13 protein-coding genes are annotated in these 16,295 nt (G+C 70.7%); 4 read left to right on the top strand and 9 right to left on the bottom strand.

Annotated elements, in window-relative coordinates; all coding sequences use genetic code 11:
• Window positions 1-198: 198 nt before the first annotated feature.
• Together ADX84_RS04755 and ADX84_RS04760 are read left to right on the top strand one after the other, a co-directional pair.
• Complete coding sequence (locus tag ADX84_RS04755; RefSeq protein ID WP_199776472.1) at window positions 199-1,026, top strand: ParA family protein; 828 nt, start codon at window positions 199-201, stop codon at window positions 1,024-1,026.
• A gap of 92 nt (window positions 1,027-1,118) precedes the next feature.
• A complete protein-coding gene (locus tag ADX84_RS04760) occupies window positions 1,119-2,078 on the top strand; it encodes a ParB/RepB/Spo0J family partition protein (RefSeq protein ID WP_049568241.1) in 960 nt (319 codons plus the stop codon).
• Window positions 2,079-2,518: 440 nt separating this feature from the next.
• Here ADX84_RS04760 and trxA read toward each other — a convergent pair whose 3' ends face one another.
• The 3 genes from trxA to ADX84_RS04775 form a co-directional block, all read right to left on the bottom strand.
• Window positions 2,519-2,842 (bottom strand): thioredoxin, encoded by a 324-nt coding sequence (trxA, locus tag ADX84_RS04765; protein ID WP_017545709.1) that lies wholly within the window; start codon window positions 2,840-2,842, stop codon window positions 2,519-2,521.
• 49 nt (window positions 2,843-2,891) lie between these two features.
• Entirely contained in the window at window positions 2,892-3,824 is a 933-nt protein-coding gene (gene trxB, locus ADX84_RS04770) for a thioredoxin-disulfide reductase (protein WP_049568107.1), read from the bottom strand.
• 134 nt (window positions 3,825-3,958) lie between these two features.
• Window positions 3,959-4,402, bottom strand: a complete 444-nt coding sequence (locus tag ADX84_RS04775) for a hypothetical protein (protein WP_049568110.1) — start codon at window positions 4,400-4,402, stop codon at window positions 3,959-3,961.
• A gap of 171 nt (window positions 4,403-4,573) precedes the next feature.
• On the opposite strand from ADX84_RS04775, the gene ADX84_RS04780 reads away from it, so the two are divergent.
• Complete coding sequence (locus tag ADX84_RS04780; RefSeq protein WP_049568112.1) at window positions 4,574-5,803, top strand: sensor histidine kinase; 1,230 nt, start codon at window positions 4,574-4,576, stop codon at window positions 5,801-5,803.
• Window positions 5,800-6,492, top strand: coding sequence for a response regulator transcription factor (locus ADX84_RS04785; protein ID WP_049568115.1), 693 nt, complete (start codon window positions 5,800-5,802; stop codon window positions 6,490-6,492). The genes ADX84_RS04780 and ADX84_RS04785 overlap by 4 nt, the downstream gene beginning before the upstream one ends.
• 33 nt (window positions 6,493-6,525) lie before the next feature.
• On the opposite strand, the gene ADX84_RS04790 is transcribed toward ADX84_RS04785, so the two are convergent.
• The 6 genes from ADX84_RS04790 to ADX84_RS04815 form a co-directional block, all read right to left on the bottom strand.
• Complete coding sequence (locus tag ADX84_RS04790) at window positions 6,526-7,392, bottom strand: anti-sigma factor (protein WP_369801054.1); 867 nt, start codon at window positions 7,390-7,392, stop codon at window positions 6,526-6,528.
• Complete coding sequence (sigM, locus tag ADX84_RS04795; RefSeq protein ID WP_049568119.1) at window positions 7,389-8,015, bottom strand: RNA polymerase sigma factor SigM; 627 nt, start codon at window positions 8,013-8,015, stop codon at window positions 7,389-7,391. Before sigM ends, ADX84_RS04790 begins: the two co-directional genes overlap by 4 nt.
• 31 nt (window positions 8,016-8,046) lie before the next feature.
• Window positions 8,047-9,618 (bottom strand): protein kinase family protein, encoded by a 1,572-nt coding sequence (locus tag ADX84_RS04800; protein ID WP_049568122.1) that lies wholly within the window; start codon window positions 9,616-9,618, stop codon window positions 8,047-8,049.
• 246 nt (window positions 9,619-9,864) lie between these two features.
• Window positions 9,865-11,661 carry a murein biosynthesis integral membrane protein MurJ gene (gene murJ, locus ADX84_RS04805; protein ID WP_049568124.1) on the bottom strand — a complete coding sequence of 599 codons (1,797 nt, stop codon included), beginning with the start codon at window positions 11,659-11,661 and terminating at the stop codon, window positions 9,865-9,867.
• 161 nt (window positions 11,662-11,822) lie between these two features.
• Window positions 11,823-13,628 carry a murein biosynthesis integral membrane protein MurJ gene (murJ, locus tag ADX84_RS04810; RefSeq protein WP_049568126.1) on the bottom strand — a complete coding sequence of 602 codons (1,806 nt, stop codon included), beginning with the start codon at window positions 13,626-13,628 and terminating at the stop codon, window positions 11,823-11,825.
• Between the two features lie 80 nt (window positions 13,629-13,708).
• Window positions 13,709-16,288, bottom strand: a complete 2,580-nt coding sequence (locus ADX84_RS04815) for a DUF6049 family protein (protein WP_049568128.1) — start codon at window positions 16,286-16,288, stop codon at window positions 13,709-13,711.
• Between the last annotated feature and the right edge of the window lie 7 nt (window positions 16,289-16,295).

Raw genomic sequence — 16,295 nt, forward strand, 5'->3', positions numbered from 1 at the left:
CCCCAGAACCCAGCCGACGACGCCGGTGTTTCACGTGAAACACCGGCGGGCGCCTATGGAGACCTGCTCGATGTTTCACGTGAAACATCGATGGACTCCACGGTGGGCCAGCCCCCTGTTTCACGTGAAACATGGAGTGGCGAGGCGGCCCCCGACAGCGTCCCCGACACACCTCTCGCCCGAGCGGCCCGTGCCGCGATGACGGGCCGTGGACACGAGGACCCCTGGCCTCGCCCCCGGTCCTGCCGGATCATCAGCGTCGCCAACCAGAAGGGCGGGGTCGGCAAGACCACCACGACGGTGAACATCGCCGCCGCCCTCGCCATGAACGGTCAGCGCGTCCTCGTGGTCGACCTCGACCCCCAGGGGAACGCGTCCACCGCTCTCGGCATGGAACGCGACAACCAGACCCGGTCCATCTACCACTGCCTCGTCGAGGACGAGGAGATCCGCAAGCTGGCCCAGCCGGTTCCGGACATCCCCAACCTGTGGTGCGCCCCGGCCACCATCGACCTCGCGGGCGCGGAGATCGAACTGGTCTCCCTCGTGGCGCGGGAGGCCCGGCTCAAGCGGGCCTTCGCGGCCTATGACACCTCGGACCTCGACTACATCCTCATCGACTGCCCGCCCTCGCTCGGCCTGCTGACGGTCAACGCGATGGTGGCGTGCGACGAGGTCATGATCCCGATCCAGTGCGAGTACTACGCGCTGGAGGGGCTCGGCCAACTGCTGCGCAACGTGGATCTGGTCAAGTCGCATCTGAACACGGGACTGTCCGTCAGCACGATCCTGCTGACGATGTACGACGGTCGGACCCGGCTCGCCCAGCAGGTTGCCGACGAGGTGCGCTCGCACTTCGGAGAGCTCGTCCTGAAGTCGTTGGTGCCGAGGAGCGTCCGAGTCTCCGAGGCGCCCAGCTACGGGCAGTCCGTCATGACCTACGACCCCGGGTCGACCGGGGCCGTGGCCTACCTGGAGGCGGCCCGAGAGATCGCCTTCCGGGCCGAGGCGCTCAACCCCGGCTGACGGCGGCGGTTGTTTCACGTGAAACACCCCGTCCGGTCGGCGCGGTCGACCGGACGGGCGGAAACTCACAAGGAGTGTGGAGGGAGTTGCCGGTGAGCCAGCAGCGGCGCGGACTGGGCAAGGGGCTGGGGGCGCTCATCCCGCAGGGGCCGACGGCCCCCGCACCGGTGGAGAGCGTTCGCGACACGATGGTGTCCGTCCCTGAACCCCCTGCGGTCCAGGGCCCGACGGAGATGCCGGACGGGACGTACATGGAGGAGGTCGAGCTCACCTCGATCACCCCCAACCCGCGGCAGCCCAGGACCTACTTCGACGACGAGGCCCTGGACGAGCTGCGGGACTCGATCATCGAGGTCGGCCTGCTCCAGCCCGTCGTGGTTCGCAAGCTCGAGGGCGAGGGCGAACCCCGCTACGAGCTGATCATGGGGGAGCGGCGGTTCCGGGCGAGCAAGCTCGCGGAGCTCGAACGCATCCCCGCGATCGTGCGCCGGACGGACGACGACGAACTGCTCCGGGAGGCGCTCCTGGAGAACCTGCACCGGCAGCAGCTCAACCCGTTGGAGGAGGCGGCCGCGTACCAGCAGATGCTGGACGACTTCGGCACCACCCAGGGGGAGCTGGCCCAGCAGGTCGGCAAGTCTCGTTCGCACATCGCCAACACGCTGCGTCTGCTCAACCTCCCGGGGAGGGTGCAGACTCGGGTGGCGGCGGGGGTGCTGAGCGCCGGACACGCGCGGGCCCTGCTGTCGATCGACGACCCGGAGGCGCAGGAGCGCCTCGCCAAGCGGGTCAACGACGAGGGACTGTCCGTCCGGTCCCTGGAGGAGATCGTCGCCCTCCGGGAGATCCCGGAGGAGGACAAGCCCCGCAGGGCCTCCGCCGGGCGGATCGACAACCCCCCGCAGATCGAGGAGTGGGCCACCCGGATGGGGGACCGGCTCGACACCACCGTGAAGGTGGACATCGGCCGGAAGAAGGGCAAGATCGTCGTGGAGTTCGCGACGATGGAGGACCTGGAGCGGATCATCGGTCAGATGGACCGCGAGAACTGACCCTCCACCCTCGCGAGCGATGGCGGTGTTTCACGTGAAACACCGCCATCGTCGTGTCCGGCGCCCGGTGGCCCAGAGGTGGTGTGGCCCCGTTCGACGAGGCACACCCCCGCCGCCCCTGCTGGCGCCGCGATTCACCTTCGACGTTTTCGACGTCCACGAGGGCCGGCAGCGGCCCGTGGTCACGGGCTCGGTGCTTCGGCCCGCCGGGGCCCGGCGCTGGGTGTGGCGTGTGGGGCGCATCGGTGACCCCAACGACGACGCCCCGAAGGGCTGTTTCACGTGAAACAGCCGTCAGAGACTCATTGAACCGACCGCGAGGCGCCACAGGGGCCGCAGGGCGGCCGTGGGGGCTCGACCCCGGGGTGAGTTCGTAGGAACGCAGAGAGGCCCCCAGGGTCCACCTGAGAGCCTCTCGTGCGTGTGTGCGGTGCTTCGGGTTACAGGAACTCCGCGAGCTCCTTCTCCAGCAGACGCGTCGGCTTGGCGCCGATGATCTGCTTGACGACCTCGCCGCCCTTGTAGACGTTCATGGTCGGCAGCGACAGGACGTTGTACGCGCGCGGCGTCTCGGGGTTCTGGTCGGTGTTGATCTTCACGACGTCGATCTTGTCGCCATGGTTGGCGGCCAGCTTGTCCAGGACCGGGGCCATCTGCTTGCAGGGGCCGCACCAGTCGGCCCAGAAGTCCACCAGGACGGGCTTGTCGTTGTTGAGGACGACCTCCTCGAAGGAGGCGTCGGTGGCGTTCTTGACGGTGGACACTGCTTGGTTCTCCTTGGTTCGACGAAACCGGACGAGGGGGTCGGGGAAGCTAGTTGCCGATGGCGGCGAGGAAGCGCTCGGCGTCCAGGGCGGCGGAGCAGCCGGTGCCCGCGGCGGTGATCGCCTGGCGGTACTGGTGGTCGACCACGTCGCCGGCGGCGAAGACGCCTTCGAGGTTGGTCCGCGTGGACGGGGCGTCCACCTTCACGTAACCCTCCTCGTCGAGCTCGATCTGCTTCTGGAAGAGCTCCACGCGGGGGTCGTGGCCGATCGCGACGAACAGACCGGTGACGTCCAGCGTGCTGGTCTCGTTGGTCTTGTTGTTGACCAGCTTGAGGCCGCTGACGCGGTCCTCACCCACGACCTCGGTGACCTCGGTGTCCCAGACGAAGGTGATCTTGTCGTTGGCGAGCGCGCGCTCGGCCATGATCCTGCTGGCGCGCAGCTCGTCACGGCGGTGGATGACCGTCACCGACTTGGCGAAGCGCGTGAGGAAGAGGGCCTCCTCCATGGCGGTGTCGCCGCCGCCCGCCACGGCGATGTCCTGGTCGCGGAAGAAGAAGCCGTCGCAGGTGGCGCACCATGAGGTGCCCCGGCCGGACAGTTCCTTCTCACCGGGGACGCCGAGCTCGCGGTAGCCGGAGCCGGTGGCCAGGATGACGGTGTGCGCGAGGAAGGTCTCGCCGCCCGCGGTGACCTCCTTGACCGGCTTGGTCAGGTCGACGTCGGTGACGTCCTCGGGGACCAGCTCGGCGCCGAAGCGCTCGGCCTGCTTGCGCAGGTTGTCCATGAGGTCAGGGCCCATGATCCCGTCCGGGAAACCGGGGAAGTTCTCCACGTCGGTGGTGTTCATGAGCGCACCGCCGGCCGTGATGGACCCCTCGAACACCAGCGGGCGCAGTTCCGCGCGCGCGGCGTACACGGCAGCGGTGTAACCCGCCGGTCCGGAACCGATGATGATGACATTGCGGACGTCACTCACGCTCTAGGCCCTTCACACAGTCGCTGCCCGGCCACGGTGGTGTGACAGGGGAAAGATGGTTAGCACAACCGATGGTAGGCGCACGCCATTCCCGGTCCGACATCGATGCAGCGTACGGGGGTGGGGTATGGGCCTCAGCCTCTCCCGGACACCCGCCCGGACCCGCGTCCCAGGGCCGTCCCGACGACGAGGGCCAGCCCCCCGGCGACCGCGCCCCACACGGCGTTCACGGCCAGGACCGAGACCATCGCGAAGGGGTTGGTGAGCGGCCCCTGGAGGCCCTCTCCGAGGAGCGGCGACAGCACGGCGCTGAGCAGGATCGCGAGGACCCCGTAGGCGACACCCGCGCAGACGAGGGTGAGGAAGGGGCGGGGCACCTGCGCCACGAGCACGGCCGTCACCCACGCCAGGGTCACCAGCAGCGTGGCGCTCAACTGTGCCCAGGGTGAGCCGATCGCCTCGGTGATCCCGGTGACGTTCATCAGGGGGCGCACGAGGGCCAGTGCGCCCAGGCTCAGGACCAGGGGCCAGGACACGCCGTGTGGGGCACTGGCGGACGGGGACGGGTGGCGGTTCATGGTGTTCCCCTCGTGGACCGCGGGCGGTGCTCGCCCGACACCCCGGAAAGCTACGTGTGAGGACCGCCGCCGGGCGTCCGTCCCGGGTCTCCTCCGGGTACGTCGAAACGCGTAGCCGGACGCGCACGTGAGCGCCGGTGCGGCCGGGGCTCGGCTCCGTAGAATCGCCGCATGCGCGACCGCCCCGGCCCGCCAGGCCAGCAGGACCAGTCCGGCCACACCGACCCCGCCCGCCGTCAGGCCGTCGTCGTCGACGCCCTCCTGGGGTTCGCCGTCTTCGCGGTGGTGGCCATCGCCATCGGCGCGGGAATCGGCGGAGGAGACCTCCCCGCGGTCCTGGCCTACGGGTTCGCGGCCGTCCTCGGTCTGCTCATGCTGTTCCGGCGCCGATGGCCCCTGGCGGTCCTCCTGCTCACCGCCGTCCTCCTCATCGCCTACTACGTCGTGGACCTGCCGGTGATCGGTCTGGCGGTGCCCGTGGCCGCCGCCCTGTACTCCGCGGCCGTCTTCGACCGCACCCGGTGGGCCGTGGGGACGGCGGCGGCGCTGGTCGTCGTCTCCACCGTGGCGAGGCTGGGGGAGGGGCAGGACCCGGCCTTCCTCCTCGGGTTCGAACTGGTGTCGACCGTGGCCATCATGGGTGCGGCGATCGCGTTCGGAGACGGGGTCCGCCAGAGGGCCGAGGGCGCCCGCCAACGCGAGCTGATCGCGGTCCTGGACGCCCAGGCGCGGGAGGCGGAGTCGGCCGAGCTCCTGGCCCGCGAACGCGCCCGGATCGCACGCGACCTGCACGACGCGGTGGGCCACCACCTGTCGGTGGTCTCCCTGCACACCTCGGTGGCGGCCGAAGCCCTGGAGGAGGGCGCCATGGACCCTCCCGTGGCCCGTGCCGAGCTGGACCACGTCGCGCAGGCCGCGCGGGAGGGATTGCGCGACCTGCGCTCCACGGTGCGGGCGCTGCGCGACCCCCGGGGCGGCCAGGGGGCCGGGGACGGGATCGAGCGCGTGGCGGGGCTCGCGCACCTGGACGAGTTGGTGGCCTCCGTGCGGGCGGCTGGACTGGGAGTCGACGTGACCGGGCAGCCGGGTCCGGGGCTGCCCGGACTGGTCGACGCGACCGCCTACCGGGTGGTCCAGGAGGCGCTCACGAACACGCTCCGGCACGCGCGGGCCGAGGCCGCCGAGGTGGTGCTCGAACGCGCTGAGGAATCGCTCACGGTGACGGTCACCGACGACGGGACGGGTCCGCTGCCGGGCGAGGCACTCGGGGAGCGCTGCGGATCGGGACTGGCCGGGATGAGGGAGAGGGTCAGGATGGTGGAGGGAACCCTGGAGGCGGGACCGGTACCCGGCAGGGGGTTCCGGGTACGCGCGCGGCTGCCACTCGGGGGCGGGGCGTGAGCGCGCCGACGAGGGTCCTGCTCGTGGACGACCAGGAGTTGGTCCGGACCGGGGTGCGTTCGCTGCTGGAGCGGGACGGCGACATCGAGGTGGTGGCGGAGGCGGTCGACGGGCGCGGGGCCGTGGTCGAGATCGACCGCCACCGACCCGACGTGGTGCTGCTGGACCTCCAGATGCCCGTCCTGGACGGGCTCGGCGTTCTGCGGGAGCTGGAACGTCGACGTGTCGACACGTCGGGGCGCCGACATGTCGACACCCGGGTGGTGGTCCTCACCACCTTCGGCGAGGACGACAACGTGTTCTCCGCGCTGCGCCTGGGCGCGGCCGGGTTCCTGCTCAAGGACGCCAGACCGCGCGATCTGAGGGACGCGGTCCGCACGGTGGCGGCGGGGGAGGGGCTGCTGTCGCCCGGGGTGACCCGCCGCGTCATCGAACGCCTCGCCGGTACCGAGCTGCCACCCGGGGCCGCCGATCGCCTGGACGGGCTCACCGTTCGTGAGCGCGAGGTCCTCGGTCTGGTCGGGCGGGGGATGTCCAACCAGGAGATCGGCGCGGAGCTGTACCTGAGCCCGGCCACCGCGCGAACCCACGTGGGCCGTCTGCTGGCCAAGCTCGGGGTGCGCGACCGCGTGGGGCTGGTGGTGCTGGCCTACGAGAGCGGGCTGGTGCGCGCCGGAGACGACCGCTGAGACCGTGGGCGCGACCGCCGGTGCGGAGCCCGTCTACAGCGGCCGCTGGGCGAGCACGCCTTCGGCGGGGCTCCCGTCCGCGCAGCTGCCCGGGTCGAGCACGACCACACCGGCGCCGTCGGTGTCCTGGGTGAACAGGACCCACGCGGGTCCGGCGCCGTCACCGGCGTCGAAGAGGGCGTCGTCGACCAGGGTGACCCGGACGCCACTCTCCTGCTCGAAGCGGGTGACGCACTCCTGAGCCTCGGTGGTCAGCTGGGTGAGCGCCTGGGTGCCCGCTTCCTCATCGGTGCCCTCCGGTTCGCGTTCTGCGGAGAGGACCTTGGAGGCCTGGGCGCCGAGCCCGTCCTCGGTGTAGACCGTGCCGCTCGCCACCGACTTCGCGGAGTAGGACTGGGCGGTGTCGGGGGCGGACTCGGACTCGCTCTCCTCCAGCAGGGGTGAGGCGGCGGTGGTCTCCTGCTCGCTCATCATCCCGTTGAGGATCGCGGCTCCGCCGCCGACCACGAACACGGTCACGGCCGCGATCGCCATGAGGTGGGGCAGGCCGAAGCCCCGCCGTCGGTTGAGGGGGACCACCGGTGCCAACGTGTCCGCCGCGGGCGCTTCGGAGGCCTCGGGCTCCTCGGCGTCGCGGGCAGGGCCGTCCCCGGCCGTGGAGGTCGCCGAGCGTTCGCTCACGGCCTCGGCGATCCGGCTGTCGAGGAGGTCGGCGACGCCCTGCGGCAGCGCCGGCAGGGGTTCCTCGGCGAGGACGCGGGTGACCCCCGAGAGCTCGTCGAGGACCGTGGCGCAGGACGCGCAGGTCTCTATGTGTGTGGCAACGGAGCGTTCCTCGTCGGGGTCCAGGAGGTCCTCGGCGAAGAAGGCGAGTGCCTCCACGTCAGGATGGGACGTCACGATGGGTTGGCACCTCCTCTCCCAGATGTGACGTCTCGCGGCGGCTGAGGGTTCCTTAGATGGGAGAGCGACGGAAGAAGTTTGGCGCGACCCCGCGCACACCGGCTCTTGACCGTGCCCGAAGCGACCTCGAGGATCTCAGCGGCCTCGTCCACCCGGTAGCCGAGCATGTCCACGAGGGTCAGCGCCATCCGCTGGTCCAGGGGGAGGAGGTCCAGGGCGGCGTGGACGTCCAACCGGGCCTCGGTCTGGGAGGCGTGGTCGTGCCCGCCCCCAGAACGGCTCAGACGGTCGTTGGAGATGACGTCGAGGGTCTCGTCCTCGGTCGGGGTCGCCGGACGCACCTTGCGGCGTCTGAGGCGGTCGTGGCAGGCGTTCACCACGATGCGGTGCATCCAGGTGCTGACCTGCGACTCCCCCCGGAACCGGTCGGCGGCGCGGAACGCTGACATGAAGGCGTCCTGGAGGGCGTCCGAGGCCTCCTCGGGGTCACCCATCATCCGGACGGCGACAGCCCACAGGCGCTCACGGTGACGGCGAACCAGTACCGCGAACGCCTGTTCGTCACCCTGAGCGTGCCTCGACAACAGCTCCGTGTCAGGAAGCTCCTGGGCCGCGTCCATCAGCGCTGATCACATACCCCACAAAGTAGAACTAGGTCCCGCGAACCTCGACCTCGTTAATGGTCCCACGGAAGCGTCCGTCGTCCGAGGGCAGGTCGGTGAACCAGATCAGGACGAACTGGCCGGTGGCGGCCTCGTCCAGGGTGATGGTCTGCTCACCGCTGACCTGGCCCTCCCATGCGGAGGGAAGGTTGGCGTCCAGGCTGGCGTCGTCGGAGACGGAGTCGCTGTCGCCGACCCGGATCTGGACCCCGTAGTCCTGCTGCGGCAGGGTCAGGTCGACCTCGTGCACTTCCTGGCTCGCCCCGAGGTCCAGGATCAGACCGACACCGGACTTCTCGGTGCCCATCGGGTCGTTGTAGCCCTCGGTGTTCCAGGCCGTGCCGGGGTCGCCGTCGTGGGCCAGGGGAGCGTTCTGCCCGTGCTCGGAGTTGTCGCCGAGCGGATCGAACCCGTCGGACCCGGTGATGTCGAGGACGTTGAGGTCCGACTCCTCCGGGGTGTCCTCGGTCGCGCTGACGCTGGGGTCGGCCTCGCCGTCCGTGCCGGAGTTCATCATCGACCCGAACGACCAGGCGCCGACGACGACCGCCACGAACAGCACCACCGCCATCGCGCCGACCAGGACGCGCTTGGTGGACAGACTCCCCTCACGGGAGGTCGCAGCCCTCTGGTCCATGCGGGAGGCCGCCGGACGCGCACTGGCGCGGGCCGGAGCGGAGGCGGTACGACTGGTGCGGCGCTGGTTGTTGGTGGCGTCGAACTCACCCGTGCGCCGGGAGGTCCCGGGCTCGGGCGGCGCGGACTCCGCCGGGGAGACCGGCAGCGGAATGAGGCGGGGGACCTCCGCCATGGCGGCGCAGAAGTCGGCCGGGCTGGTGATGGCCGGGCCGGGCACCATCTGTCCCACCAGCTGCGGCAGGGCCGCCCGGGTGGTGATGGAGGCCAGGGGTTCGCCCACGCCCTGTCTGAGCTGTCCGGGCGGATAGGGGCCCATGGGGCCCTGGGGGGCGCCGGGCAGGCCGCTCTGCGGGCCGCCGGGCCAGTACCCGGTGAGGGCCGCGTAGAGCAGGTTTCCCAGCCCCTGGGCGTCGACGGCGGCGGGCTGGGGCACGTTGTTCCCCAGCAGGGCGGCGTCCACGCCGATTCCGGTGACCTTGACCGCTCCACCGCTGCTCCACATGAGCTTGCCGGGGGTCAGGCACAGGTGGTGCAGGCCGCCAGCGTGCGCGGCGGCGATGGCCTCGGCGGCCTCGGCCACCAGGCCGGCGGCGCGCTCGGGCTCCATCGGACCCTGAGCGAGGAGTTCGGCGAGGGAGGAGCCGATGACCCACTCCTCGACGACGTAGGGGACGGGGGTGGTGTCGTCGGCGTCGAAGACCTGGGTGACGCGGGCGTCCGGGATACGGCTCGTGGCCCGGGCGGCGCGCACCACCTCGGACGTGCGGGGGAATCCCTCTGCGAAGGTCCACACCGCGACGGGGCGCGCGAGCGTCTCGTCGGTGGCCTTCCACCGGGTCGCGCCACCGGTCTCGCTCACCACGGTGTCGAGTCGGTAGCGGTTGGCCAGCTTCGCCCCGGGTTCGATCAGGAAGGTGCTCATGATGGGAGTGACGGGTGACAGTGCCGTGGATCGCGTGGCGCCGTCACGGGCGCACGCGCGGGGGTCCGGCGCTGTCGGCTGTCCCCAGCCTCCCTTCGGGCAGCTCGGATAAACGATGCTCTGGCGGTAAAGCGGTGTCTGTCCATGCTAGGACGCGTGAACAGCCTCTTTGGAGGACACCGGATGGTCACGCATCTTCCGGGGCGTACCCGGGCGCGACCACCCAACGTCATCCATTCCAGGTGATCAGCGGCGTCGCAGCCGTGTTCTGACCAAATCCAGGAACGCTGTGACTTCAGTCACATTGAGGAACTTGGCGGCAACCACGAACAGTACGGCACCGACCAGTCCTCCGGCCACCATCGACGCGAGGGCGGGCCACACGTCGCCCGGCAGGCCGCCGAGGGCGAAGATCATCAGGACGCCGAACGCGGCCGCCGGAACCGTGGCCACGTGCAGCTTGAACAGGGTCGCCGCGGTCCTGCGGCCGTCGAGCCCGTTCAGCCTCCTGTTGAGGAGATACCACATGATGATCGAACCCACGACGTAGTAGAGACCGTAGGGCACGGGCAGCCACACGACGATGTTCTGCGGGCTGTCCGCCATGAAGTACAGCAGGCTGATCGCGGTGACGGCGTGGGCGGCCTCGGAGGGGATCGACACCAGGGCCGGGGTGCGCGTGTCGCCCAGCGCGTAGAAAACGCGCATCTGGAGCTGGAACAGCGTGAAGGGGATCAACATCACGCAGAAGACCATGAGGATGCGACCGATCGCAGCGGCGTCCTCGGCGCTGGTGCTTCCCTGCGCGTAGATCATCACGCAGAACGGCACGGCGAAGACGATCATCGCCACCGCGATGGGCACGATCAGGACCGACGAGAGCCGGAAGCCCCGGGAGAAGTCGCTCCGCACCTGGTCCTTGCGCCCGGCCGCGACGTGCTCGCTCATGCGGGGCAGCAGGGCCGTGATCACCGAGACCGCGATGATCGCGTACGGCAGCTGGAACAGCATCGACGCGAACTTGTACGCCGCGATGCCCGAACCGGTCTCGTAGCCGAGGTCGGCGGCCATCGAACCGGCGCGGGTGGCGACGTTGGTCGAGACGAGCGCGCCCACCTGGGCGACGACGATGTAGAGCATCATCCACGAGGCCGCGCTGGCCGCCTCGCCTAGCCCGGAACCGCGCAGGTCCAGGCGCGGCCGCCAGCGGAAGCCGGCGGCGGCGAGTGCCCAGACCAGAACGGCGGCCTGGACGACCTGGCCGACGGCTGTGCCCAGGCCCAGCAGCGCGAGCTCGCTGGCGGTGATCGTGTCCGGCGTCCGGCCGGGCCCGGCCAGGGACAGGAACCACAGGCAGACGCCGATGATGACGACGTTGTTCAGCACCGGCGCCCACATGGGGGCACCGAACTTGTTCCGCGCGTTCAGCATCGCGCTGGCCAGGCCGCTGGCGCCGATGAAGAAGATCTGGAGCACCAGGTAGCGGGCGAGGATGACGGAGACCTCGTACTGGGCCCCGCTGAACCCGCCCGCGTAGATCCGGATGAACCACTCGGCGATCAGCACCGACACCAGGGTCAGCACGAACAGCGCGAGCAGCATCAGGGTGACCAGACGCTGCTCCGTCCTGTCCCCGCCGTCCTCGTCCAGCTTGCGCCGCTTGACCAGGAACGGCACGAACACGCTGGCCAGCAACCCGCCGATGAGCAGGTCGTAGATCATGTACGGCACCATGCCGGCGGTCTGGTAGGCGTCACCCAGCATCTGGGTGCCGATCGCCGCCGCGAGGACGATGGTGCGGACGAACCCCGTCACCCGGGAGGCGATGGTGCCGACCGCCATGATCGCGGTCGACTTGGCGATGTTGCCCGGACCGGTGTGCGTGGCACCGCCGATCTCGTCGCCGTCCTCCAGACCCGCGCGGTCCGCGGTGCCGACGTCACCGATCTCGCTCGGGTCCCGGAGCGTCTTCAGCCCGGTCTCCGGCTCGGTGCCGGGTTCGGCCCGCTCGTAGGCGTCGAGCACGTCCTCGGGCATCACCATGTGACGGCGGGACGGGCGCTCGCGGGTTTCCTCTGGACCGGGATCCGGACCGTCGGCGTACTGACGGGGGTGATCGCTGGACACCGTGGGGTGGTCCTCTTCTTCTGACTCTTGTGGCTGGAGGTCTCCGGCGGGGGCGGGGCCGGAAGGGGTCACGGCATCTAACGGCGCAGGCGGCCGCGGATGAGTTCCACGGCGGCGCTCAGCTCGGGGACGCGCAGCAGTCGGGCGGAGACCAGGAAGAGCAGGGCACCGACGGCACAGCCCACCAGGGGAGCGCCGATGTTGGTGGCCAGACCGTCGCCGACCCGCGTCTCGAAGAACCAGAGCACACCGAAGCCCGCCGCGATGCTGGGAACGACGGCCAGGTGCAGCCGCAACAATGTTCCAATCACGTGCTTTCCGTCAAGTCCCCCGATACGGCGGCTGAGGATCTGGCCGGCGATGGTCAGGCCCGAGAGGAACGAGATCATGAAGCCCGAGGCGACGCCGACGACCACCAGGTTCGGCGGCAGGAGAAGGTAGGCGACCAGGGCCAGACCGCTGTGGACGGCGAGGTTGGCCAGACCGATCAGGGCCGGGGTTCGGGTGTCGCCCATGGCGAAGAACACGCGCAGCATGAGCTGGAACACCGTGAACGGCAGCAGCCCGAGCGACATCACGGCGAGGATCTGGCCGATGGCGGACGCGTCGGCGACCGACACCGAGCCGCGGGCGAACGCCAGGACCGACAGCGGTTCGGCGAACATCGCCACCGCGAAGGCGACGGGGACGAGCACGAACGCGGAGATCCGCAGCGTGCGGGAGAAGTCGGAGCGGACGGAGTCCCAGTCGTGGTCGTCGGCGTGCGCGCTCATGCGGGGCAGCAGGACGGTGATCAGCGAGACCGCGATGATCGCGTAGGGCAGCTGGAAGAGCTGGTACGCCAGGTTGTAGGCGCTGATACCGGCGCCGACGTCCAGGCCCTGCTCGATGCTGGCCACGTTGGCGGCGTTGGCGATGTTGGTGGTGATCCACAGGCCCGCCTGGGTCAGGAGGGTGTAGAGCATCATCCACCCGGCGGTACGCAGCGCCTCGCCGAGCCCGGAACCGCGCAGGTCCAGGCGCGGCCGCCAGCGGTAGCCGGTCCGCGTGAGGGCGACGAACAGCACCAGGGCCTGAAGCGCCATGCCCGCGGCGGTGCCCGCGCCCAGCAGGGTGAGCTCGTTGGTGGAGACGTTCTCCGGGGTGCGGCCCGGGCCCGCCACGACCAGGAACATCGCGGCGACGCCCATGATGACGAAGTTGTTGAGCACCGGGGCCCAGACCGCCGCGCCGAACTTGCCGCGCGTGTTGAGCATGGCGCTCAGCAGGCCGCTCAGGCCCACGAAGAAGATCTGGGAGAGCAGGAAGCGGGCCAGGTAGACCGACGCCTCGAACTGCAACGGGGTGAACCGGGAGCCGTACAGCCAGATGAGGGCCTCGGCGGCCAGGATCGCGACCGTGGTCACCAGCAGCAGCGCCAGCACCATGGAGGTGAACAGGCGGTCCTCGGTGGCCTTGCCACCGTCGGCGTCGCGCTTGCGCCGCTTGACCAGGAACGGGATGACCACGGAGGCCATCAGGCCGCCGATGAGCAGGTCGTTCAGGATGAAGGGGATCGTGTGCGCCGTGTGGTAGGCGTCACCGAGCAGGTGGGTGCCGATGGCGGCGGCCAGCACGATGGTGCGGGCGAACCCGGAGATACGGGAGGCCATGGTGCCCACGGCCATGATCATGCTGGACCGCATCATGCCGCCGGAGCCGGAGTCCTCCTGCTGGGCGGGCGCCTCGGCCTCGGGGAGCTCACCCTCCTCGTACGAGGGTGTGGGTCCACCGGCGGGGCGTACGGCGCTGTCACCGGGCATGGCGCCCTCGTGGGGGAGCTTGCTGTGCTTGGGCGTGTAACGGGAGGACTGTTCGTCGCCGTTCGGGGAGTCGGTGACCACCGTGGATCAGGGTTCCTTTCGTCTGGGGAGGGTTCGGGCCGCGGCGCCTGGGGACGGCGCCGCGGATCAGGGTGTGGCGGTCACTTTCCGGAGCCGCTGTCGTCCGGGTCGTCCTTGGCCGAGGGGGTGCCGTCGGAGGCGCCGTCGTCCGCCGGGACGCCGTCGCCCGGCTCCTTGTCGGCGGGGGCGCCCGGTGCGGTGCCCTCGGCCTCCTTGTCGCCCTCGGGCGTGTCCGACCCGGGTTCGCTGGTGGCGGCGGCTGCGCCGACGTCCTGGGGCTCGCCGGGGTCCTGGGACCCGGCGGACTCCTCGCCCTCCTTCGGCCCGTCCCCGGTCGCACCGGTCTCGGCGGCACCGGCCCTGGCCGTCTGCTTGCGGGCCCACTTGCGCAGCGCCCGGGGCGCCAGCGCCGCGATCAGGATCAGCAGGCCGATCCCGCTGATCAGCAGCGCCTGCGTGCCCAGACCCGTGGCGTTCACCTGGATCAGCGTGTCCTGCGAACTGATCGGCTCGCCGTCGGCGTTCTGGAGGCTGACGTGCACGTTCGTGCTGCCGTTGATCCGGGCCGACAACGGGACGTAGACCGTGGTCTTGGCGCCGGGATCGATCTCGAAGTGGTGCGTGTACTCGCCGACGCTCAGCCGCTCGGAGTTCTCCGAGTACAGCGACAGGTACACGTGGACGGCCTCGTCCTGGAGGTCGTTGGCGACGAGCACGCCGGTGGTCCCGGTGCTGCTGGCCAGGGTGACCGGCTCGCCCGGGATGACGCGCACGTCCTCTCTGCGGCTCTGGACCGACTTGACCACCAGGGTGCGGGTGGCTCCGGCCAGGGCCTCACGGTCCCGCCAGTGCACCGACTCCAGGCGTACCAGCGCGGGGCGGAAGGGGTCGCTGTCACCGACCAGGATGCTGTTGAACAGGCGCACGTCCCGGCTGACGTCCTCGATCTGGCCGAGGTAGGTGGAGCTGAGACCGTCACCGTAGGCGTCGTCGGGGTAGTCCAGGTCCTGGCGGGTCTCCTCCCGGTCCTTGGAGTCGGGGAGCTCGACCCGGTCCAGACGCTCGGGGGAGAGCCAGGGCAGCTCGTCCGTGGCACTCAGCACGCCCGAGGCGAACTCGGGGCTGGGGTCCCAACCGGGTTCGGGGGCGGCGACGACCACGCGGTCGCCCGCGCCGCTCTCCCCGGCGATCATCGCGGTCTCCGCGGCGAATCGCTGGAGGGCCAGGGCGGACTCGCCCGGCTCCCACGAGGGCATCGACAGCACGTCGGTCAGGCCGGAGTCGCTCACCAGGGCGTGGGGCTCCTCACCCTCCGCCTCGTCGCCGCTGGCGGGCAGGGGGGCCTCGGCGCCGGGGGTCGTGGAGATCCACGAGGCGGGAGGGAGTCCCTCCTCGGACAGCAGGAAGCGCTGGGCTCCGTGCTCCGTGTACAGCTCCTGGACGCGCTCGTCCATGAGTCCGCCAGGAGGCACCGCGAACCGGTCGTCCGCCTCCAGTTCGAGCGCCCGGGCTACGGACTCCTGGCCGAGCCTCAGCGAGGCCTCGGCGTCACCCTCCATGTCGTTGAGGAGGAGCGCGACCAGGTCGGCGCTGGCGTAGGGGGAGGCCACGACCGTGTCGGCGGCCAGGACCCCGCGGGCCTCACGCAGCCACACCTGGGCGGCCGGGTCCGCGGGCTGGTCACGGCGGCCCGGCTCCTTGGCCGGGTCGTCCAACGCGCCCTCCAGGACCTCGTGGTCGGCCGAGGCCATGCGGAGGATGTCGTCGAGGGTGCCGGGGTCGACGGACCACGTCACCGGGATCCCCTCGGTGCGCGACGGCGTCTCCTCCTCCTCGCCCTCGTCCTCCTCGTCGGGTGCGTCGGAGGGGGCCTCGTCCTCGTCGGCGCCCTCCTCGGTGGCCTCGGGGGAGACGGAGTCGGCGCTCTCCTCGGCGGTGACCTCCTCGCCAGCGGTCGGGGAGCTCTCGTCCGGGTCCTCCTCGTCCTCCTCCAGCCCGAGCTCCTCGACGAGGTCCTCGTCCCCGGCCTCGAAGGACAGGGGCACCTGCGCGCCGGACTCCAGGAGCCGTCCGAGACGCCCGTCGGCGCCGACCGAGCCATGGAGCTCGTCGTCGAGGAAGGTGTCGTCGTCGGCGCGCTGGGGGGAGTCCATCAGCGGCCAGACCCAGGCCAGGTCCAGGCTGGGGACGTCGTCGTCACCGGTGTAGGGGAGGAAGGTGTACTGCGAGCCGAGGGTGGTGCCGTCGCCGTCCACCGCCTCGATGACCATGGGGTACACCCCGTAGGAGGTCAGCCCGAGGTCGTCGGCGGCGGTGCTCAGCGAGTACTCCAGGGTGCCGTCCGGTTCCAGCTCCCCCTCGAACTCCTCGTCGGGCCCGGAGGCGCTGGGCTGCCAGTCCTCGCCGGTGGAGAAGTCGTCCAGCTCGTCACGCGAGGTGAAGGGGTGCCGGGAGTAGCGCATGCGGACGGTGACGTCCTCGACGGTCTCCCCGGTGGTGTTGGTCACCTCGCCCGCCACGCGCAGGGTGCTGTCCTCGTCCACGGAGTCCGGGGTGATCCGGTCCACGACGAGCGGGGCGGCCGAACCCTCCTCGTCGGGCTCGGCCGACGCGGGAGAGAGGGTGGCCGGTATCGGAAGCAGAGCGGCGGTCATGGCCATGACCGCG

The organism is Nocardiopsis sp. SBT366, from assembly GCF_001083815.1.
Classification (GTDB): Bacteria; Actinomycetota; Actinomycetes; order Streptosporangiales; family Streptosporangiaceae; genus Nocardiopsis; species Nocardiopsis prasina.